Source organism: Subtercola boreus (genome assembly GCF_003399625.1).
GTDB classification, from domain to species: domain Bacteria; phylum Actinomycetota; class Actinomycetes; order Actinomycetales; family Microbacteriaceae; genus Subtercola; species Subtercola boreus_C.
Genome location: NZ_NBXA01000020.1, coordinates 1 through 20,971, shown reverse-complemented (window position 1 = coordinate 20,971; position 20,971 = coordinate 1). Strand labels below are relative to the sequence as shown.

19 protein-coding genes are annotated in these 20,971 nt (G+C 69.0%); 12 read left to right on the top strand and 7 right to left on the bottom strand.

The features are described 5' to 3' along the window. Nucleotides 1–25: 25 nt before the first annotated feature. Complete coding sequence (locus B7R21_RS08790; protein ID WP_116282878.1) at nt 26–1,285, bottom strand: hypothetical protein; 1,260 nt, start codon at nt 1,283–1,285, stop codon at nt 26–28. Between the two features lie 118 nt (nt 1,286–1,403). Between B7R21_RS08790 and B7R21_RS08785 the strand changes: the two genes are divergently transcribed. Continuing rightward, the gene (locus tag B7R21_RS08785; protein ID WP_116282877.1) at nt 1,404–3,335 is read left to right on the top strand and encodes a DEAD/DEAH box helicase; all 1,932 of its coding nucleotides are present in this window, start codon (nt 1,404–1,406) and stop codon (nt 3,333–3,335) included. Nucleotides 3,336–3,341: 6 nt separating this feature from the next. On the opposite strand, the gene B7R21_RS08780 is transcribed toward B7R21_RS08785, so the two are convergent. Next, nucleotides 3,342–4,640, bottom strand: coding sequence for an LCP family protein (locus B7R21_RS08780; protein WP_116282876.1), 1,299 nt, complete (start codon nt 4,638–4,640; stop codon nt 3,342–3,344). A 112-nt stretch (nt 4,641–4,752) separates the two neighbouring features. Here B7R21_RS08780 and B7R21_RS08775 point away from each other — a divergent pair, with 112 nt between their 5' ends. Next, nucleotides 4,753–6,696, top strand: a complete 1,944-nt coding sequence (locus B7R21_RS08775) for a carboxypeptidase regulatory-like domain-containing protein (RefSeq protein WP_116282875.1) — start codon at nt 4,753–4,755, stop codon at nt 6,694–6,696. 30 nt (nt 6,697–6,726) lie between these two features. Here the strand turns inward: B7R21_RS08775 and B7R21_RS08770 are convergent, their stop codons facing one another. Next, nucleotides 6,727–7,785, bottom strand: a complete 1,059-nt coding sequence (locus tag B7R21_RS08770; RefSeq protein ID WP_116282874.1) for an NYN domain-containing protein — start codon at nt 7,783–7,785, stop codon at nt 6,727–6,729. A 97-nt stretch (nt 7,786–7,882) separates the two neighbouring features. Then, on the bottom strand, nt 7,883–9,004 hold the full coding sequence (locus B7R21_RS08765) for an SURF1 family cytochrome oxidase biogenesis protein (protein ID WP_116282873.1): 1,122 nt from the start codon (nt 9,002–9,004) through the stop codon (nt 7,883–7,885). 114 nt (nt 9,005–9,118) lie between these two features. Here B7R21_RS08765 and B7R21_RS08760 point away from each other — a divergent pair, with 114 nt between their 5' ends. The 6 genes from B7R21_RS08760 to B7R21_RS08735 all read left to right on the top strand — a co-directional run bounded on the left by B7R21_RS08760 (nt 9,119) and on the right by B7R21_RS08735 (nt 15,606). Next, a complete protein-coding gene (locus B7R21_RS08760; RefSeq protein ID WP_116283010.1) occupies nt 9,119–10,213 on the top strand; it encodes an S-(hydroxymethyl)mycothiol dehydrogenase in 1,095 nt (364 codons plus the stop codon). Then, a complete protein-coding gene (locus B7R21_RS08755; RefSeq protein ID WP_116282872.1) occupies nt 10,213–10,842 on the top strand; it encodes an MBL fold metallo-hydrolase in 630 nt (209 codons plus the stop codon). The genes B7R21_RS08760 and B7R21_RS08755 overlap by 1 nt, the downstream gene beginning before the upstream one ends. Nucleotides 10,843–10,917: 75 nt before the next feature. Continuing rightward, nucleotides 10,918–11,817: an SDR family oxidoreductase gene (locus B7R21_RS08750; protein WP_116282871.1), complete on the top strand. Its 900-nt coding sequence runs from the start codon at nt 10,918–10,920 to the stop codon at nt 11,815–11,817. Further along, a complete protein-coding gene (locus B7R21_RS08745) occupies nt 11,814–13,304 on the top strand; it encodes an alpha/beta fold hydrolase (protein WP_116282870.1) in 1,491 nt (496 codons plus the stop codon). The genes B7R21_RS08750 and B7R21_RS08745 overlap by 4 nt, the downstream gene beginning before the upstream one ends. Beyond that, a complete protein-coding gene (locus B7R21_RS08740; RefSeq protein WP_116282869.1) occupies nt 13,301–14,872 on the top strand; it encodes a GMC oxidoreductase in 1,572 nt (523 codons plus the stop codon). The genes B7R21_RS08745 and B7R21_RS08740 overlap by 4 nt, the downstream gene beginning before the upstream one ends. 167 nt (nt 14,873–15,039) lie before the next feature. Further along, nucleotides 15,040–15,606, top strand: a complete 567-nt coding sequence (locus B7R21_RS08735) for a manganese efflux pump MntP (protein WP_116282868.1) — start codon at nt 15,040–15,042, stop codon at nt 15,604–15,606. 20 nt (nt 15,607–15,626) lie between these two features. Here the strand turns inward: B7R21_RS08735 and B7R21_RS08730 are convergent, their stop codons facing one another. Continuing rightward, entirely contained in the window at nt 15,627–16,673 is a 1,047-nt protein-coding gene (locus B7R21_RS08730) for an NAD(P)/FAD-dependent oxidoreductase (RefSeq protein ID WP_253259718.1), read from the bottom strand. 76 nt (nt 16,674–16,749) lie between these two features. Between B7R21_RS08730 and B7R21_RS08725 the strand changes: the two genes are divergently transcribed. The 3 genes from B7R21_RS08725 (at nt 16,750) to B7R21_RS08715 (ending at nt 18,451) form a co-directional block, all read left to right on the top strand. Further along, the gene (locus B7R21_RS08725; protein ID WP_116282867.1) at nt 16,750–17,376 is read left to right on the top strand and encodes a helix-turn-helix domain-containing protein; all 627 of its coding nucleotides are present in this window, start codon (nt 16,750–16,752) and stop codon (nt 17,374–17,376) included. A 77-nt stretch (nt 17,377–17,453) separates the two neighbouring features. Beyond that, entirely contained in the window at nt 17,454–17,987 is a 534-nt protein-coding gene (locus tag B7R21_RS08720; protein WP_116282866.1) for a HEAT repeat domain-containing protein, read from the top strand. A 47-nt stretch (nt 17,988–18,034) separates the two neighbouring features. Beyond that, the gene (locus tag B7R21_RS08715) at nt 18,035–18,451 is read left to right on the top strand and encodes a hypothetical protein (protein WP_116282865.1); all 417 of its coding nucleotides are present in this window, start codon (nt 18,035–18,037) and stop codon (nt 18,449–18,451) included. Nucleotides 18,452–18,496: 45 nt separating this feature from the next. On the opposite strand, the gene B7R21_RS08710 is transcribed toward B7R21_RS08715, so the two are convergent. Next, entirely contained in the window at nt 18,497–19,162 is a 666-nt protein-coding gene (locus B7R21_RS08710; protein ID WP_116283008.1) for an SIMPL domain-containing protein, read from the bottom strand. 141 nt (nt 19,163–19,303) lie between these two features. On the opposite strand from B7R21_RS08710, the gene B7R21_RS08705 reads away from it, so the two are divergent. Further along, nucleotides 19,304–20,275 (top strand): alpha/beta hydrolase, encoded by a 972-nt coding sequence (locus tag B7R21_RS08705; RefSeq protein WP_116282864.1) that lies wholly within the window; start codon nt 19,304–19,306, stop codon nt 20,273–20,275. A 36-nt stretch (nt 20,276–20,311) separates the two neighbouring features. Here B7R21_RS08705 and B7R21_RS08700 read toward each other — a convergent pair whose 3' ends face one another. Next, nucleotides 20,312–20,722, bottom strand: a complete 411-nt coding sequence (locus B7R21_RS08700) for a low molecular weight phosphatase family protein (RefSeq protein ID WP_116282863.1) — start codon at nt 20,720–20,722, stop codon at nt 20,312–20,314. Nucleotides 20,723–20,971 lie beyond the last annotated feature (249 nt).

Genomic DNA, 20,971 nt, shown 5'->3' with positions numbered 1-20,971 from the left:
TTGTGCGCAACCTTTCCCCGGATGGCTACCCCACGTTCACGACGTAGTGCGTGTTCCGGCTGATCGGCATCGGCGAGCCCTGCGGGGACGACACGATGTACGGCTTCAGCGGGGTGCCGTCTGGCAGAGTCACCACCACGTCGCTGAGCTTCTGCTGGTTCGTGCGGCCGTTGACCAGCGTCGGGATGGCGAGCGTCAGGCACCCCATGTTGTTCCGGTACCCGCCGGTGATCGACGCGGGGTCGATGGTGATCCTGATCTCGGCCGACGACAACCAGCTGCCGAACCACATGTGCGACGCCGTCCATTCCGTCCAGTCGATGGCGATCGTCGGCAGGTAGTGCTTGATCGTGCCGAGAACGTGTTCGTGGTTGATGCCCGTGAACCGGTATCCCCTCTCCATCTTCGTGTTCGCGTTGTGTTCGATGCGGATGCGACGGGTGGTCGGAGACGATGTGGCGTTCGCGACCGACGGCGTGTTACCGGCGGTCGAGAACGTCAGCGACGACACGAGGGAATGGTGCAGGTAGGAATCCTCGATCACGGGGCGCGTGGAATTGTTGAACCCCATCGGCGAACCGCCCACCCGGGTTCCGTCGGGGGTGCGTCCGTCGACCTCCACGTTCTTGATGTATGTATCGGTGTCTTTGTAGCCCATGATCGCGAAGGTCTCGCCGGGCGGCGAGTTGGCGTCGCCCCAGGATGCCGCGATGAAGGTCGAGTTCGCGATGATGTTGTTGCGGCCCCAGTACACCGTCAGGCCGTGGTAGTTGTGCCCGGTCTTACCAGGGTTGGCGGCGGAGGGGGGCTGTGCGGTTCCGGTGAGCAGGAGGCCGTCCACAACGACCTGCTGTCCCGACGTGGAGTTGTTCGGCCCGAGCCGCATCAGCGAGAAGGGGTTCGTCACTCCCCCACTGACCTGCACCGGAACGGCGGAGGCCTTGGTGGACGAGTTCGGGGCGATCGTGTACGCCACGTTCTTCAGGGATGTGATGGTCGGTTCGTACCAGCAGTAGTTCGACTGGGCGAAGTCGCGGCCGGTGACGACCTTCAGGCTCGAGCGGGCCGCGGCCTTGACCCCATAGGAGGGGAGAGTGGATGCAGCGGCGGCGGCCGGGGCCACAGCCGGGACTGCTGCGGTGGTCGATGCCATGGCCGCAGGAGTCAACGCCGTGATGGCAACGGCGGGCACGGCGAGACCGAGCATGGAGAGGAGCGCCCGGCGCGTGAGATGCGTGCTGCTGCCGGTGGGTGAAAGTCTGTTGGTGCCTGATTCGTTGCTCATGGGACTACCCCCGAATAGGTGTCAATGGGGTCACAGCATAGGGTCAGAATCCCCGGACCTGTTAATCCATCACCCGAACGGGCAATCACGAGTGTCCCGGAGCGACTACCGTTTGACTATGACCACCGATACGAACGCCGACATCGAGGCAGCGCCCGCCGCCTCTGCCGCCCCCGCCAAGACCTCTGAGACCTCCGAGACCGCCATCACCTTCTCCGACCTCGGGCTCAGCGACGCGGTGCTGAAGGCCGTGCGTGAGATCGGCTACGAGACGCCCTCTGCGATCCAGGCCGCGACCATCCCGCCGCTGCTCCAGGGTCGCGACGTGGTGGGCCTCGCCCAGACCGGAACCGGCAAGACGGCCGCCTTCGCGCTGCCCATCCTGAGCCGGCTCGACGTGTCGCAGAAGAAGCCGCAGGCCCTCGTGCTCTCCCCCACGCGCGAACTCGCCCTGCAGGTCTGCGAGGCCTTCGAGCAGTACGCCTCGCAGATGAGAGGTGTGCACGTACTTCCCGTCTATGGCGGGCAGGCCTACGGCGTGCAGCTCTCGGCGCTCCGCCGAGGCGTGCACGTGATCGTCGGCACCCCGGGCCGCATCATGGACCACCTCGCCAAGGGCACCCTCGACCTCTCCGAGCTGAAGTACCTGGTGCTCGACGAGGCCGACGAGATGCTGAAGATGGGCTTCGCCGAAGACGTCGAGACGATCCTCGCCGACACCCCCGACGACAAGCAGGTCGCCCTCTTCTCTGCCACGATGCCGCCGGCCATCCGCCGCATCGCGAAGCAGTACCTGAACGACGCCGAAGAGATCACGGTCAAGAACAAGACCACAACCTCAGCGAACACCACGCAGCGCTACCTCATGGTGTCGTACCCGCAGAAGGTGGATGCCCTCACACGCATCCTCGAAGTCGAGAACTTCGAGGGCATGATCGTGTTCGTCCGCACCAAGAGCGAGACCGAGGCCCTGGCCGAGAAGCTGCGGGCCCGCGGATACTCGGCTGCGGCCATCTCGGGCGATGTCGTGCAGGCGCAGCGCGAGCGCACGGTGAACCAGCTGAAGTCGGGCAAGCTCGACATCCTGGTGGCGACGGATGTCGCGGCCCGCGGCCTTGACGTCGACCGGATCAGCCACGTCGTGAACTACGACATCCCCATCGACACCGAGTCGTACGTGCACCGCATCGGCCGCACCGGTCGCGCGGGCCGCAGCGGCGCAGCGATCAGCTTCGTCACCCCCCGGGAGCGCCGACTGCTCGGAGCGATCGAGAAGGCGACCCGCCAGCCGCTGACCGAGATGAAGCTGCCGACCGCCGACGACGTGAACGTAACCCGTCTCGCCCGCTTCGACGACGCGATCACCGCGGCGCTCGAGCAGCAGGAGCGGATCGCCGCCTTCCGCGACATCGTGGGCCACTACGTAGCCCACCACGACGTACTCGAAGCCGACGTGTCGGCGGCCCTCGCCGTCGTGGCGCAGGGCGACACGCCTCTGCTGCTGGAGGAGGACACCCGCGGGGCACGTTTCTCACGCGACGACCGGCCCGGCCGCGACGAGCGGAGCGGCTACGGCAACGGCTCGGGTGGCGGGTCCGGCCGCCCCGAGCGCGAGGGCCGCATCACGAACGACGGTCGCGGCGGTTCAGATGACCGGGGCGAGCGCTCCGAGCGTCGCCCCCGCAGCACCAAGCCCATGAAGGCCTACCGCATCGAGGTGGGCAAGCGCCACAAGGTCGAGCCCCGCCAGATCGTGGGCGCGCTCGCCAACGAGGGCGGCCTCAGCCGTGACGACTTCGGGCACATCGACATCCGCCCGGACTTCTCGCTCGTCGAGCTGCCGGTCGACATGGCCTCCGACGTGCTCGACAGGCTCCGCGATACGCGCATCAGCGGCAAGCTGATCGAGATCGCGCCCGACAAGCGCGGTGGCGCCGTGCGCTCGGAGGGCTTCCGCCGCGACGCCCCGCCCCGCGGTGACTCCCGCACGAGCTACGGCGAGCGCGCCGAACGCCCGGAACGCGCCGAGCGGAAGCCCCGCCACAAGTAACCCGGCTCAACCTCCGACGAGGGTGGCGGCCACGAGTCTCCGCACCGCTGTGTAGTCCGGGTTCTTCGGATCGACCGCCGGCGGGGTGAGTTCCGCCGTGGAGACCGGCGTGCTGCGCGCGGCGGAGGCCAGCGCCAGCAGCTGGGCGAACGCGCCCTCGGTGAGGTCGGTGCGCACGAGGCTCGGATCGCGGTCGATCACCCGCGCGAACGCCAGCCCGAGTTCGGCCGGGTTCTGCCCGGCCAGCAGCACCTGTTCGAGCTGGCGCTGGCGGGACATCCGGTCGTAGTCCGAGGTGCTCTGGCGCGACCGCGCGTACCAGAGAGCGGTGGTGCCGTCGAGGTGCTGCCTTCCGGGCTCGATGTACCCCGACACTCCGACACCGTTCTCGTCACCATCGATCGGCAGTCGCTCGGCAACGGTCAGGTCGACCCCGCCGAGTTCGTCGATCAGGGCCGAGAAGCCGAGCATGTCGACCTGCAGGTAGTACGGGATCGAGAGCCCGAGTGCGCCCTCGACCGCGTCCCGAACTGCTTCGACTCCGGGACTGCTGTGCCGGCTCGACGAATCCGGATAGAGCTCGGGTGAGAACTCTTCCACGCGCTGGTAGAGAAAGCCGAGCTGGCAGTCGTTGCCGCAGTCGTACACTCCAGACGGCGACTCGGCCAGCAGGGGCGAACCCGGCGGCAGAGGAACCTGTTCCAACTCACGCGGAACACCCACGAGCGCCACCCTGCCCGTCACTACGTCGATGCTGGCCACAGAGATACTGTCGGTGCGGCGACCCGCCCTGTCGGGGCCGGCGTCGGTTCCGAGCAGCAGGATGTTCAGCCGGCCGTTCGCGAGCACCACGTCGGGCGACGGCACGAAGAGCTCGGCCTCGGTACGCTCGGCGGCGCTGAGAACCGAGGCGGCGGCGAGCGGGAGGCCCGCGGAGAGGAGGGCCGCGATGAGAGCGGGGACCAGCGCCGCGATCAGGGCCGCCGAACCGCTGAAACTCCGCCGAGCCGGGCGCCGCACGATGATCAGGGCCGTGTGCAGGCCGACTGCCAGCCAGAACACTCCCAGGCAGATCGCCACGGTGCGCGCCACGGCCAGCGTGGACGAGCTCGCGATCAGAGCGAAGCCGGTGGTGGGAGCCAGTGAGGTGCCCACCACGACGACCCCCACCAGGATCCAGAGCGCCGCCCAGACAACCACGGCCACACCGCCGACGAGACGCTGCCCGGCCCGCAGCTGGGCGCTGCCCGGCACCGCGAAAGCGAGGATCAGCCATCCCGCTCGGCGCAGCTGATTGGATTCCACGACTCTTCCTCACCGGGCGATGCAGATTCTGGTAGCTTACTGGCGAGGTCGTCCACCGCGGGGCGGTCCGACGGCGCCGCCCGGGGGGTGAGCCGCGACTGTGGGGGACGCAATGAGTGCACCTGTCTTTCGACGCGCAGAACGGCGATTCGTTCTGGCCGTTCTCGCTGTACTGGGCCTGCTGGCGCTGGCGCTGGTGGCTCCGCAGGCTGCTCAGGCGGCACAAGCCGGGATCGGCGGTGTACAGGTTCTGGATGCGGCAAGCAAGCCGGTCACCGGGGCCCGCGTCTCCCTGACGAGCACCACCCAGTCGTACAGCTACGACTTCGCCACAGACGCGAAAGGTGTGGCCACGTTCACCAGCCAGCCTGCCTTCTCGACGATGGCGTTCACCGTCTACATCGCGCCAAAGGCCGGCTCGGGACTGCGGCCCGGCTACTGGGACGGCAAGCCGAGCGCCCAGACAGTTGCCCAGACCATCACGCCGGGTGCGGCGAACCTGACGTACGTGGCCGCCTCGGGCGCGGCGGCCTCCATCGCCGGCTCGGTGAGCGGATCGGGTAGTCCGGCGGTCGCCCTTTCAGGCGTGAAGGTGACTGCGCTGAGGGCTTCCGGATCCGAAGCCGGGTCTGCGGTCACGGGCGCGAGCGGCTCCTACGCCATCCCCGGGCTCTCGGCCGATTCGTACACCCTTCGCTTCGACAACCCGAACACCGCCTACGTTGCGACGACCTGGTGGAAGAACAAGCCGTCCCAGCAGGCGGCGGATCTGTTCGCGGTCCAGGCCTCGCAGGCCCTCACCGGCCAGAACATCGTTCTCGACACCGTGACAGCGATCACGGGCACCGTGAAGGGTGCGGGGACGACGCCTGTCGCTCTGGCGAACGTGAACGTGCTCGCCGTCACCGCCGCAGACTCGAAGTTCGTGGCGTCGACGTCGACCGATGCCAGCGGCGCCTATGTTCTGATTCTGCCGGCCGGGGCCAGCGTGAAGATCAACTACGGAATCTCCAACAACCCCGCCTTCGTGTTCTCGACGTGGTGGAAGAACAAGTCGACCCAGGAGACTGCCAACACCATCACGGTGGCGACCGGCCGGACGGCGGCGGGCAAGGACATCGTGATCGACAGGGTCGCGTCGATCTCGGGTCGGATCTCGGGTGTGGGTTACCCTGCAGTGCCGCTCGGGGGTGCATCCGTGACCGCCTATTCCTCGACCGGCGCGTACGCGGGGTTCGCCTACGCCGACCAGACCGGCAAGTACACGGTCTCCGGACTGGCCGCCGGGTCGTACACGCTGTCCTTCAGCAACTCCGGCAATTCCTCGTTCGTGCAGCATGCCTGGTGGAACAACAAGGCATCGCGCGCCGAGGCAGACTCCATCAACGTACTGGCCGGGCAGGCCGTCACCGGCAAGAACATCGTGCTGCCGCACGGCAACTCGATCTCCGGCACGGTCAGGGGCGCGGGCACACCCGCCGCGGCACTGTCGGGCGTGACCGTGGTCGCGTACTCAGGAGACGACACGAACTACGCAGCGACGGCCACGACCGACACGAACGGCGCCTACACGCTCACCGGCCTGATCGCCGGCTCCTACCGGCTGCAGTTCTACAGCAACGCGAGCCCCACGTATGTGGCGAACATCTGGTGGAACACGAAGGCCTCGCGTGCGGCGGCCACGGTCATCCCGCTCACCGCCGGCACACCGGTGACAGGCAAGGACATCATCCTGCCGAAGGGTGCGTCGATCGCCGGCACCGTGCGGGGCGCTGGCCCGCCCGTGGTGCCGCTCGCCAACGTCTTCATCACCGCGCACGCGGCCGACGGGAGTGTGTGGAACAGTGTGGTGAGCGACAGCATGGGCCACTACTCGATCACCGGGCTCCCTGCGGGCTCGTACACACTGGAGTTCGACAGCAGCTTCGGCGAGGCCGCCTATCAGCTCAGGACGTGGTGGAGGAACAAGTCTTCCCAGGCCACCGCCAACCCCATCTCGCTCGCTGCGGGCACCGCACTGACGGGAGAGGATGTGACTCTGGGGAAAAGGCCGTAGCCTCTCCCCCGGCCAGCCGTGCCGATCAGCTCACTCGTCGGCGCTCGGGCGCAGCCGGATGAGGCGCTGGGGGCCCTCTTCGCTGAGCTCGGCCACGTCGTCGCGCGACGCGAGGAAGTCGGTGAACGAACGGTAGCCGAGGGGCTTCTCGTTGAACGACGGATCCATCCGGCGCATCTGGTTCTTGACCGTGCCCGTGTTCAGCCACTCCTCGGCGTCGCCCTTGGCGTGCCCGATCTGTAGGGCGCGGAGCAGCAGATCCGTTGCGAAGGTCTGCGGATCCACGTCGTCGGCCTGGTCGGCCTCGTCGAACGCACTGTCATCGACGTGCGAGAACATCGGGACCGTCGAGACCCGGCGCGGGGCGCCCGCGGCGGCGACGGGCTCGGATTCTGCCGCGGCGACCTCTGCCGCGGCATCCGGAGTCCCCGACCGGCGACGGCGCGATGAGCGCGACCCGCCGGATGACGTGCCACCGGACTGCTCGTCGGACGACGGTACGACGGTGACCTTCTCGATACCCGGGAGGGAGTCGTAGTCCTCGAACTCGTCACAGGCCGCGGCCAGGGAGGTGCTCGTCGACCCGGCGACGCCGATCCCGACCACGAAGCGACCGAGGCGTTTCGATTTCTGTGCGAGCGCGATGTAGTCGGAGTCACCGGCCACGATGATCACGTGGGTCAGGTCGGGCAGCCGGAAGAGGTCTTCGACCACGTCGACGGCGAGCCGGATGTCTGCACCGTTCTTGGTGCCGCGGGTGGTCGTGGTGAAGAGCTGCGTCAGGTCGACGGCCCGGGACATCAGCTGGCGCTGGTAGCTGGCGTTCACCGGGACCGACCAGTCGGCGTATGCCCGGTTCACGACCATGGTGCCGAACGAGGCGGCGAAGTCGATGATGGCGTCGAAGTCGACGGTGGCCGCGGCGAGGCGGGCGGCGACATCCGGATCGGCGTCGCGTTTCGAACGGTCGAAGTCGCGGATCCCGTCGCGCTGGAAGGCCTGCCGCCCGTGCAACTGCTGGTAGCGCGAGATGACGATGTTGTCGAAGTCGATGTACAGGCCGACGCGTGAATCACTCGGTTCGGTCATGGTGAGCTCCTCAGCCGCGGTCGCGCGGCCCGGATCGGCCGCCCCTCCAGTCTGGCCTACTTGCCTGCGGAGCGCTGGCAAGTAGGCACCGGCGTGGTCAGCGTTCGGGGCGTGGTTCGGGCGGCGCCTCGAGCACGAAGACCTCCGGCGACTGCACTGCAGCGGGTGCACTCGACGGGGCGGGCGCGCTGATCGGGGAGGAAATGGCTCGCGCCGTTCCCCCGGCGATCCCCCAGCGGGTGAGCGGCAGGAAGCCGTCGATCTCCTCGTCTTCGAGTTCCTCGTCGGTGAAGGGCTTCTTCGCCCGCTTGCGGAGGCGGTCGGCCGCGCGTTCCCGCTCCTCCGGGTCGTCGGAGTTGAGCCGGCGGAATTCCGAGCGCATGCCGAGGCCGAGGGCGACGAAGCCGAGCAGCCCGAAGAACATCCACTGGATCGCGTAGGAGTAGTGGGTTCCGATATCCTCGACCGGCATGGTGGTCTGGATCGGCGCGAGCCCTGCGCCCGCCGCCGGCGACTGGGCCGTGAGCACGCCGTACGCACCGGTGTAGAAGGCGCCCGCGAGGTCGCCGCCGATCTCCTGCTGCACCCGCGACAGGGTGATCGAGGTGATCTGGTTGCCCGCCGCCGTCGCGCTGCCCTGCGGAGCCTCACTCGGCCTCAGCTGCACAGCGACCTCCACCGTTCCCGTCGGGGCTGGCGGAATGGAGCCGGGAGCCAGCGGGTCGTTCGCCGACGGCGCCACCCATCCCCTGTCGACCAGGAAGACGGAGCCGTTGGCGAGCTGGAGCGGTGTGAGCACCTCGAAGCCGTTCTCTCCCCCGTTGGAGCGGTTGCGAGCGACGAGCTCGTCGTCGGACCGGTATTCGCCCGCGATGCTCACCCGTTGCCAGCTCTGGCTGGGGTCGTACGATCCGAGCGTCGGCAGCGCCTGCTCGATCGGAAGGGGAGTCGCTGCGAAGTTGGTGGCGACGATGCTGTTGTCGGCCGACGCCTGCTGGCCGCGGTCGAACTGCCAGTTGGCGAGGAAGCCGCAGGCGACCGCGAAGATGAATGCCGAGGCGATCAAAGCGAACCAGCGCCTCGTGCGGAGGAACTGCCTACCGGTCATCCCCTCGGTCACGGTGTCGTACACCGCGACCGGCCCGGCACGCCGCAGGCTGGGCCGCACGAGCTCAGCGGACCGCCGCGGTTCGACCTCGGCTCGGGATGGTGTGTTCATCGTCGCTACAGTTTACGACCCGGCGGAGCTCACGACCCGGCGGAGCCCGATCCGGGGGCCGGTAGGGTGAATCCGAAACGGCAGCACCACGCGCACGGCCCGAAGGAGAACACCATGCCCAGCACAGTGACCGGCGTCATCGCACGTTCGAAGGGCGCGCCCGTCGAACTCGTCACCATTGTGGTACCGGATCCGGGTCCGGGCGAAGCCGTCGTCGACATCGAGACCTGCGGCGTGTGCCACACCGACTACCACTACCGGGAGGGCGGGATCAGCGACGACTTCCCCTTCCTGCTCGGCCACGAGGCCGCGGGGCGGGTCAGCGCGATCGGCGAGGGCGTCACGAACGTGGCCGTGGGCGATTTCGTCGTGCTCAACTGGCGGGCCGTCTGTGGCGAGTGCCGGGCGTGTGTGCGCGCCGAGCCGTGGTACTGCTTCAACACCTTCAACGCGACCCAGAAGATGACCCTCGAGGATGGCACCGAGCTGAGCCCGGCGCTCGGCATCGGCGCGTTCGCCGACAAGACCCTGGTGCACGCGAAACAGTGCACAAAGGTGAACCCGGAGGCCGACCCTGCCGCGGTGGGCCTCCTCGGCTGCGGCATCATGGCGGGCCTCGGCGCCGCGATGAACACCGGCAACGTCGGCCGGGGGGACTCGGTGGCGGTGATCGGCTGCGGCGGCGTCGGCACGGCAGCCGTCGTCGGGGCGGCCCTGGCCGGCGCGACCACCATCATCGCGATCGACCGCGACCCGAAGAAGCTCGTCGCTGCCGAGAAGCTCGGTGCCACCCACGTGATCGACTCGAGCGGTCTCGACGAGGCCGGCGTGGTCGCCGCCGTGCAGGCGCTCACGAACACGTTCGGCGCCGACGTCGTGATCGACGCGGTCGGCCGCCCCGAGACCTGGCGCCAGGCGTTCTACGCCCGCGATCTCGCCGGCACCGTGGTGCTCGTGGGCGTTCCGACGCCCGACATGGTGCTCGAGATCCCGCTGCTCGACGTCTTCGGCCGCGGCGGATCGCTGAAGTCGAGCTGGTACGGCGACTGCCTGCCAGAACGCGACTTCCCGATGCTCACCGACCTCTTCCTGCAGGGCCGCCTGCCCCTGGCTGAATTCGTGAGCGAACGGATCGGAATCGACGCTATCGAGCAGGCCTTCGCCAGCATGGCGAGCGGCGATGTGCTCCGCTCGGTGGTGGTGCTCTGATGGCTGCCCGCATCGAGAACATCGTGACGAGCGGCTCCTTCAGCCTCGACGGTGAGTCGTGGGATGTCGACAACAACGTCTGGATCGTGGGCGACGACACCGAGTGCGTCGTGATCGACGGCGCCCACGACGCGGGGGCGATCCTTTCGGCCATCGGTGACCGCACGCTGAAGGCGATCCTGCTGACCCACGCCCACGACGACCACATCGACGCCGTTGCCGAGCTGCGGGCCGCAACCGGTGCTCCGGTCTACCTGAACGACGGCGACCGGATGCTCTGGGACCGGGTCTATCCCGATGCTGCCCCGAGCGCCGCCCTGGTCGACGGCCAGATCATCCCCGTCGCCGGTATCGACCTCGAAGTGCGGCACACCCCCGGGCACTCCCCCGGCGCCGTGTGCTTCGTCGCCTCGGCCCTCGGCACCGTCTTCACCGGCGACACCCTCTTCAACGGCGGTCCGGGGGCGACCGGCCGCTCGTTCAGCGACTTCCCCACGATCATCGAGTCGATCAGCACCAGGCTGCTCACGCTGCCCGCAGACACCGTCGTTCGCACCGGGCACGGCGACTCGACGACGATCGGCCGGGAGGTGCCCCAGCTCGCGGACTGGATCGCGCGCGGCCATTAGCACACGCCTGCTACCAGAAATCGGAAGGGGTGCAAGGCCCCCGGCCGGGACGCCCTCCCGTTCTACTGTGGATTCATGACGACGAACGATCAGTACACCTTCGGAGACCCGGTCAAGCGGTACAGCCGCGTCGAACCGCCGGTGCAGCACCAGCCGATGCCCGGCGTGCAGGCGAAGATGACTCCGGTGCCCGACCTCGGAGAGCAGACCTACCGGGGAACGGGCCGTCTCACCGGCCGCAGGGCACTGATCACCGGCGGCGACTCGGGGATCGGCGGAGCTGTCGCCATCGCCTTCGCCCGCGAGGGAGCCGACGTCGTGATCGTGCACCTGCCCGGTGAACAGGAGGACGCCGACCACATCCTCGGCCTGATCGAAGCAGCCGGAACGAAAGGCCACTCGATCGCTGCGGACATCACCGACCCGGCCCGCTGCCGAGAGCTCGTGGCGGAGGCCGTGCGCGAACTCGGTGGGCTCGACATCCTGGTGAACAATGCCGGCAAGCAGGTGGCCGTCGACCGCATCGAGGATCTCTCCGACGAACAGTTCGAACTCACCTTCCGCACGAACGTCTTCGCGAACTTCTGGATCACCAAAGCTGCGCTCGCTCACCTGCCGGCAGGCGCCAGCATCATCAACACCGCGTCGCTCGAGGCCTACAAGCCGGCCCCCGACCGTCTCGACTACGCGGCGACGAAGGCCGCCGTCAACAACTTCTCGAAGGGCCTCGCTCAGCAGCTGGTGCCCCGCGGCATCCGCGTGAATGTGGTCGCGCCCGGCCCCGTCTGGACGGCGCTCCAGGTGTCGGGCGGCGTCTCCGACGAGCAGATGGAGGCCTTTGACGATGAGAGCACCTACCAGCGCTCCGGGCAGCCGGCCGAGCTGGCTCCCGCCTACGTCTTCCTCGCTTCAGCGGAGTCGAGCTACGTCTCGGGAGCCACGCTGAACGTCAACGGGGGCATGGTCACCCCGTGACCGCCGTCGACGGCACCATCTTCTTCCTCCCGGGCCTCGGTTTCGGCGCAGCCGCGGCAGAGCCGATCGCCGACGCACTCGGCGACCGGTTCCGTGTCGTCGGCATCGACCTGCCGGGGCAGGGGCAGGCCCCGGATGCCCCTGACGCCACCGTCGGGGCGATGGTGGATGCCGCACTCACCCGCATCGAGACCGAGTCGGATGGCGGCCCGTGGCTGCTCGTCGCCCACAGCATGGGCGGCAAGGTCGGCGCCCTGCTGGCAGCGCGGGTTCTCAGCGGCCGGGCGAACGTCTCCGGGCTGGCCGGCGCGGTGCTCCTCGCCCCGTCGCCGCCCACCCCCGAACCGATGGACGACGACAAGCGTTCTGAGATGCTCGGCTGGGCACAGCACGGCTCACTCTCGGAGACGGATGCGCGCACTTTCCTCGACCAGAACGTCGCCTCACCGCTCGGCGACACCCGCGAGCAGGATGCTCTCGCCCAGGTGCAGAGCACATCGCCACTCTCATGGCGGCGTTGGCTCGAAACCGGGAGCCGTGAAGACGTGTCGGCCACTGTCGGCGTGCTCGACCTCCCCGTGGTCGTGCTGGCGGGCGAGGACGACGCCGACCTCGGCGCGGCGGCCCAGCCGCAGCTCCTCTCTGCTGTGTACCCGCGGGCCCGCTTCGTCCCGTTCCCCGGCACCGGGCACCTGCTGCCCTACGAACGGCCGGACGAGGTCGCAGCCGAGATCGTCCGGCTCTGGAATGAGACGGTGCTTGTCTCGCCCGGGCTCTCGCCCGAGTGGGGGCGCCTGATCGCCTCCGACCGCACCCCGGTCGAGACGCGCGGGCTGCTGGCCTGGCGGGCGCTCGCCGACCACCCGGATTACCAGTCGACAGCTCTCTCGCTGGCGCAACTCGAGATGCTCCGTGCACTGGCCGACCTGCTGGTGCCGCAGACCGACGGCCGCCGGATCGACCTCGCCGCCCGCATCGATGCCGACCTGGCGTCGGGCAGCGGCGACGGCTGGCGGCCCGCGGGGCTTCCCGACGACGTCTCCGCCTACCGGCGGGGGCTCGACGCGATCGCGCGGGCCTGGCCGGATTCCGCAGCCGACCGGGAGCACCTCATCCGCCGCATCCTGGAGGGCGAACCGATCGGCGGTGGCGGCGGTGCAGACACAGGCACAGGCACAGGCGCCGGCACAGACTCAGACCAGATGAAGCGCTGGTTCGAGGATCTCCGCACCGACCTGGCCAGAACGTGGGTGGCGCATCCGGCCACGATGGCCCGGCTGGGTTTCGACGGTTTCGCCACGAGTGGCGCCGTTGCTGAACCCGGGTATGTGAATCTCGGAGCCGGTGTGCGCGACCCGTGGGAACCGGCCGGACTCGGCCGCCTGGAGACGGAAGATGCATTCGCAGCAGAGGAATCAGTCGCAGCAGACCAAGCAGTCGCAGCAGACCGAGCAGTCGCAGCAGAGGAATCAGAGGAGTCGGCATGAAGCTCGACGGCATGCGCACGTACGACCACGACGAGATCGTCGACGTGGTCGTCGTCGGCACCGGCGCGGGCGGCGCTCCCCTGCTGGCCCGACTGGCCCAGCGGGGCCTCCGCGTGGTCGCCCTCGAGGCCGGCCCGAACCTCGACCCGGACGACTTCACGAACGACGAAGTCGAGGCACCCCGCATCAACTGGATGTCCGAGCGGTTGAGCGGCGGCGAGACTCCGACGGCCTTCGGCCCCAACAACAGTGGTTTCGGCGTCGGCGGCGGCACCCTGCACTGGGGCGCCTTCACGCCCCGCCCCGACATCCGGGACCTGAGCCTGCACACGGGGTCGGGCACAGGGCCGCACGCCGCTGCCACGTCAGACACCGCTGCCGACTGGCCGATCGAGCACGCCGACCTCACCCGCTACATCGTCGACGTGGAGCGCACCATCGGCGTCTCGGGCCCGACGCCGTACCCCTGGGACGCGGAGCGCACCTACCTCGAACCGCCCGTCGACCGGAACGCTCCGGCAGACCTGATGGCTCTCGGATGCGCGCGCCTGGGCATCCGGGCCACAGACGCACCGGCGGCCATCCTGAGCCGCGACCGCGAGCAGCCCCACCACGGACCCCGTCGCGGCAGCCAGAACCTCGGCTCCATCCACCAGGGTGAGCGGTTCGGCACCAAGGCCACTACGGCGAACACGTACCTTCCGGCAGCGGTCGCGGCCGGCGCCGAGATCCGGCCGGACTCGATGGTGCACGGCATCGAGCGTGACGCGCTCGGCCGGGTCACCGCCGTCGTCTACCGCCGGGGCGGCGAGGAGTTCCGCCAGCGGTCTGCCGCGCTCGTTCTCGCCGGCGGCGGCATCGAGACGCCGCGCCTGCTGCTGAACACCGGTCTTGCGAATTCGAGCGGGATGGTCGGGCGGAACTTCCTCGCCCACGGGGCCGTGCAGGTCTGGGGCCGGTTCGACGAGCAGATCCGCGGCTACCGCGGCTACCCCTCTGCGCTGATCAGCGAGGACTTCGTGCGCCCCGCCGATGCCTCGTTCGTCGGCGGTTACCTGCTGCAGAGCCTCGGCGTGATGCCGCTGACCTTCGCGACCTCCCTCGTGCGGGGTGCCGGCCTCTGGGGCGATGAGCTGGTCGAGGCCCTGGATGCCTGGCGGTACTCGGCCGGCATCGGGATCAACGGCGAATGCCTGCCCCACGAGAACAACCGGCTCGTGCTCTCCGACGAGCGGGACGAATGGGGAGTGCCGCGTGCGGTGGTCACCTTCACGCAGGGCCCGAACGAGAAGGCGATCGACGATCACGCCGTGGGCACGATGACCTCGATCCTCGAGGCCGCAGGTGCCCGCGAGACACGCGTGCTCCCCCGCACCGCCCACACCCTCGGAACCTGCCGGATGAGCGCCGACCCCGGCGAGGGCGTTGTCGACGGCGACGGACGGAGCCACGACATCCCGAACCTCTGGATCTCGGACAACTCCACCTTCCCGAGCTCGCTGAGCGCGAACCCCGGGCTGGCCCAGATGGCGCTGGCGCTCCGCACGGCCGACCGGATGCTCGCCTGAGGCGATTCCAACACGTTTGTTCGGCGCGCCAAGCTCCGAAATACGTCTCGACGTATCCATGCAGATGTATGAGAACAGGCGTTCTGGTGTGTCAGGCTTGTCTGGTCGACGGGGACACCATCCCACTCAGCACAGGCGTTCGGCCTTGACGAAAGGCCCTCTCCGCCATGACATTCGGTGCCCTCCTCCTCATCGCCGTGGGCGTCTCGGCTGATGCCTTCGCCGTCGCCCTCACCAAGGGCGTGCACATGCGCCGGTTCAACCCGCGGCATGCGCTCATCATCGCGCTCACCTTCGGTGCGTTCCAGGCCGTCATGCCCCTCATCGGCTGGCTGCTGGCCAGCCAGTTCGCCCGGTACATCATCGGTGTCGACCACTGGATCGCCTTCGGCCTGCTGTTCCTGATCGGCTCGAAGATGATCTGGGAGGCGATCACCGGCGGCGGCGGCAACGCGCCGGACTCCGACCAGCTCCAGGTTCGCGCGCTGCTCCTCCTGGCTCTGGCGACGAGTATCGACGCCCTCGCCGTCGGCATCACGTTCGCCTTCATCGACGTCTCGATCCTGCCCGCCGTCGCCCTGATCGGGCTCACCACGGCCGTCTTCGCGTTCGCCGGGGTCGTGGTGGGGCGGCGAGTCGGCGCCCGCCTCGGCCGCCCCGCCGAGATCGTCGGTGGCCTCGTGCTCATCGGCATCGGCACCCGCATCCTGCTCGACCACCTCGGCGTCTGGTAGCAACGCCCCCGGTGCCGCGGTCACGCACTCGCGGCCACGGCGCGGCGGGAGGCGACAGCGGCGGCGATCTCCTCCATCAGCAGGTCGGCGTTCACGGCAGCGCCGGCCATCATGCCGGAGGCCGCGGCGGTCATCACCTGCGCCATCGGGTTCGAGACGTTGCCCGCGACCCAGACGCCATCGGCGGCGCGGCCGAAGTCGTCCGCCACGGCGAACGTTCCTGCGCCGCTCGGATGCTCGGCCACCGCCGCGCCGAGGGGCGAGAGCAGCGTGTCGCTCACCACGATTCGCGTCGCGACGGCGATCGCTCGGAGAGGCACAAACCGCCCGCCTTCGAGTTCGGCGCCCGTCAGGGATCCGGAGCCTTCGTCGCCTGCGACGCGCACCACCCGGCCCGTCACGACCTCGATGCCCCGGGCGGCGAGCTGCTCCCATTCCTCGTCGGTCGGATCGGGGGCGTCGTGCAGCAGAAGGGTGATGCGCTCGCTCCACTGCCGGAAGAGCAACGCCTGGAACACCGCGCGCGGCCCGGTGCCGAGCACGCCGATCGGTTGGTCGCGCACCTCCCAGCCGTGGCAGTAGGGGCAGTGGATGATCCCCCTCCCCCACTGCTCGCGGAGCCCGGGCACGTCGGGCAGTTCGTCGACCGCGCCTGTGGTGACCACGAGCCGGCGGGCGAGAACCTCTGAACCGTCGAGCAGGGTGAGGGCGAACCGGGCAGGACTCTCAGCCACAGTGGTGCCGGATTCGAGCCGCCGCACCGCCACCACGGTGCCGGGCCGCACCTCGCCACCGTACCTCTGCACATCGAGGCGGCCGAGCCGCGTCACCTCGGCGGGCGGGGTGCCGTCGCGCGTGAGGAAGACGTGCACGCCCTCGGCCGGGGCGTTCCTCGGCTGTGCAGCGTCGATCACGAGCACGGTGCGCCGTGCGCGCCCGAGCGAGAGCCCAGCGCTCAGACCGGCGGCCCCGCCGCCCACCACGACCGCGTCCCACACTGTGCCGCCTGCCGTTTCATACCGTCCGGCATCGTTCCGGGCATCCATCGCAGCTGTTCTGTTCGTCATCATGACCTCCGCGAACATCCTCGAATGAAGGTGGCCGAAACAACAAGCTCTGTTGCCGGTGTGGCAAGCTTGCGGGATGGTCTCCCACGCGACATCCAGAGCACCCGCAGCCACGACCGAGGGGGTGCTCGCGGGTGTCGGTGCCCGGCTGCGCGCCCTCCGCACCGCACGCGGCATCACTCTGGCCGCCCTCTCGGCCGAGACCGGCATCTCGGTGAGCACGCTCTCGCGCCTCGAGTCCGGGCAGCGCCGACCTGCGCTCGAGCTACTGCTCCCCCTCGCCCGGGCGTACGGGGTGCCGCTCGACGACCTCGTCGGCGCCCCACCGACGGGCGATCCGCGCATCCATCTGAAACCGATCCGGCACGGCGGCCAGACGATCATCCCGCTCTCCCGCGGTGCGACCGGGCTGCAGGCGTTCAAGCACCTCATCGCCGGCGGTGCGGCAGCAGGGAGCGCGGAACCCGAGCCGAGGACCCACGAGGGCTTCGAGTGGATCTACGTTCTTCGCGGAAACCTCCGCCTCGTACTCGGCGAGCACGACTTCGTGCTGGCGGCAGGCGAAGCTGCCGAGTTCGACACCCACACTCCGCACTGGTTCGGGCGGGCAGACACGGGCGCTGTCGAGTTTCTCAGCCTGTTCGGCCGCCAGGGCGAACGGATGCACGTGAGGGCCACCCCCGCGGCGCCGCCGAGGCGCTGATGCGGTCGCTAGGCGGGGAGTGTGCCAGCCAGGCGGGGAGTGTGCCAGCCGGGCGGGGAATGTGCCAGTCTGAGGGGATGAGCAACGAGCACACTCCCGACCTGTCCGACTCCCTCGAAGGGCGCCTCGACGAAGCGGTCGCGCGCGAGGGCGCTGCGACGGTCGCCCGTCGCGCGACGTCGCTGCTCGCCGGAGGCTACGAGGGCGAGGAGTTCCTGCTCGTTGTCGGCGGTTCGCACGCCGAAGGCATCGTGGGAGGCGCACCCGCGCTGTACTGGCCGGAGGTGTGGGGAGCGCGCACCCTCCTCTATGTGTGGGACGACGCGGCAGCACCGACGGTGATCGCAGCTCTCACGAACCAGTCCTGGCGGGTGCGCGAGATGGCCGCCCGGGTGTGCGCGGCCCGCGGCGTCGGCACGGCCAGGGACCTGGTGAAGCTGACCACCGACGAGAACCCCCGGGTGCGCTCTGCCGCCGCGCGGGCGATCGCTGCCGTGGGCGAGGCTCCGAGCATCCAGAGCCTCGAAGCCATGCTGCGCGACCGCGACAAAGACGTGCGACGGGCCGGCCAGCAGTCCATCGAGGTACTGCGGGCCCGGCTCGACGTTTAGTTGTGTTCCGTCAAACAGTTCTCCAGGATTCGCATAGAATCAGGGATATGAGCCGCACCGATCTTCTCGTCAGTCCCTCCCGGCAGGCTGCTGAGCTGTCTGCCCGGCAGGCTGCGCCGGCGAAGGGATGTCGGTTCGCGTCGAACTGCTCGTGCGTGTTCGCTCCCGCCGAGCCAGCGGAGCCTCGGGAGCGCACGCTGACCGGAAAGACGGCAGAATCGGCGGGCTCGTCGAACTTTTCGCGCGACACCGTGACGGAGATCGAGGCGGAGGTCGCCGTGCTGCTGCAGCGCGGTTGGAAGGTTGCCTCGGCCGACGAGCACACGGTCGTTCTGACCCGCCAGCGCACTATGCCGTTCTGTGTGAACGTCGCACTGCTGCTTGTCACCGGTTTCCTCTGGTCGATCTACATGATCGCCCGGGCGCGGCACCCGAAGATCGAGACGACGACGCTCAACTACTGATTTCTGCCCTCCAGCACCATTCACAGCGGGGCCGAACTGCGTGCCTCAGGATGCCGCGAAGCGGGCGTGCACGCGGGCCGTCACCGTGATGTCCTGCGGTTTGAGGTCGAGTCCGCCGTCGTTCGCCGCCCCTCCCGCCACCCGCGACATCATCGCCATGTCGTGTGACACACCGCCGAGCGAGTCGTCACCGAGCAGCCCCGGATCGGCGAGGGCGAGTGGATGCACGGACGCGAGCCCGAGGCTTGCCGCATAGGCCCTCGCTCTCGCCACGGCATCCTGAACCGCTCCGTCCTGCGCTTCGGCTGTGATCCGGGCACTCGTCACGTCGGTCAGGGCCCAGTCGATGCCCGAGACGCTCACACCCTCCTCTGCCGCGACGGACTCCATCCAGTGCGCCAGGGCGGCCAGATCGGCGAACTTCACCTCGAGTTCGACCTTCGCGTGATGCACGAGCGGCAGGATCGCACCGTCCTGGCTCCACGGCCGGTCGCTCCACACCCGCATCCGATCGGCCGACCACCAGGTCACTGCGCCGTCGGCCAGGAGGCGCCCGGCCTGCTTCGCGAGCATGCCGTGCACCTCGGTGGTGCGCGACAGCACCGGCGCCTTCTCGGGGCCCTCGAAACCCGTGCTCAACCGGGCGGTTCCGCGCTCGGCGGGGTGGTGGTAGTCGAAGTGACCCTCGACGGTGATTATCGTGTCGACCATGCCCTGCACCCTACCCGCCCCCGCGGTGCGCAGACGCCGACTCAGCGCGGAACGGCTCGCGGTCTCGTTCATCCATCCCGCACCGTCTTCCCACCGCCGGTTCCGCGATGCGATTCGATCGGATGCGGCAGAATCGGGAACATGGATGCAGCAGCGGTGACGCGATTCGACACGGTGGGACTCTGGGCGGCGCGCGTCGTCGCCACGTTGGGGGCACTGGCGTGCGTGTGGGCGGCGGTGCTGACCGGTGCGATGCTCGTGCACGGGCATCCGGCCTACCTCGTGCTCCTTGTGGGGTCGTTCGTGACCTGCGCTGTCGTCGCGGTTCGGGCCTGGCTGACCCGCACGGTGCGGCGGCGGCGCTTCAAGGTGGGGCGCGGCATCCTTCTCGTCGTCGGGATCGGTCTGCTCTCCGGCGTGGTCTGGCTGGTGCCGTCCTCGGCTGTCGAACCGGCGCTCCTGGCGATGGACTCAGACACGGCCGTCACCGTGAGCGAGACGCCGACAGAGATCGTCTTCACACCGACAGGCACCATCAGCACGACCGGTGTGTTCTTCCAGCCGGGTGCGCGAGTGGATGCCCGGGCCTACGCCGCCCTACTGAAACCGCTCGCCGAGGCGGGCCACCTCGTCGTGATCCCCAAGCAGCCCCTCGGCATCGCCTTCCTCGCGACGGGAGCATTCGCAGCCGACCGCGACGCATTCGCACCCGTCACCCAGTGGATCGTCGGCGGTCACTCCCTCGGCGGCACCGTGGCCGCTCTGGATGCCGCGGCTCACGACACCGATACCTCGGAGCCCGTCGCCGCCCTGCTGCTCTACGCCTCCTACCCGGCCGGCGACAGTTCCGACCTCGCCGCACAGGTGCTCTCGGTGTCGGGTTCGCTCGACGGACTCGCCACGCCCGACAGCATCCGGGCATCCAGAGCCGACCTTCCGGCCGACACCACGTTCGTCGAGATCGCGGGCGGCGTGCACGCGTTCTTCGGGGACTACGGCCCGCAGGCCGGCGACGGGCAGCCCACGATCTCGCACGACGACGCCCGCTCCCAGATCGTGGCTGCGACGCTGGCCTTTGTCACGGCGGTGTCGGCGAGCGGCGTGGCGCGCTGAGACGCAGGCTCAGCCACCTGTCGTGCGTGACCTGTTCTACAGGCGACGGGCGAGATCTTCGACGCGTGCCCTGATGTCGTCGCGCACCAGGCGCATCCGTTCCATCCCCTGGATACCGCGCTCGGACGGTTCGTCGGTGATCCATCGCTCGAAGCGGGTACCCGGAACCTCCTCGACCACCGCCTCTGCGCCGAGGACGACCACGATGTCCGCCCCGTCGATCATGGCTGCTGTCAGGGCTTTCGGATACTCATCCCCGACGGAGACCCCGACCTCGGCCAGGGACTCCACCGACTGCGCGTTCAGGGCCGGCCCCGGGTTGGTGCCGGCAGAGACGACCTCGACCGTCTCGCCGGCCCGGTCGCGGAGCAGCGCGGCGGCCATCTGCGACTTGCCGGCGTTCCGCTGGCAGACGAAGACGACACGCGGAACGGCATCGGACGACATCGAATGGACCTCTCCTGCGGATTCACCGCTGTATTCACAGAGCCCAAAGCTAGCAGGGTGGCGCCGGCGTTGCCCTGCATCAGAAGGGTGGGTGTGCGGTGGGCTCGTTGTCGAATTTGACTGTGGGTGGTGCGATGGGGGTGGGGTGGGTGGTGTATTCGTGTCCGGCGGGTGAGGTCCAGGTGATGGTGCCGTGGGGGGTTTGTTGGAGGGTCCATTCGGTGTGGTGTTTGACTTTGTGGTGGCTGG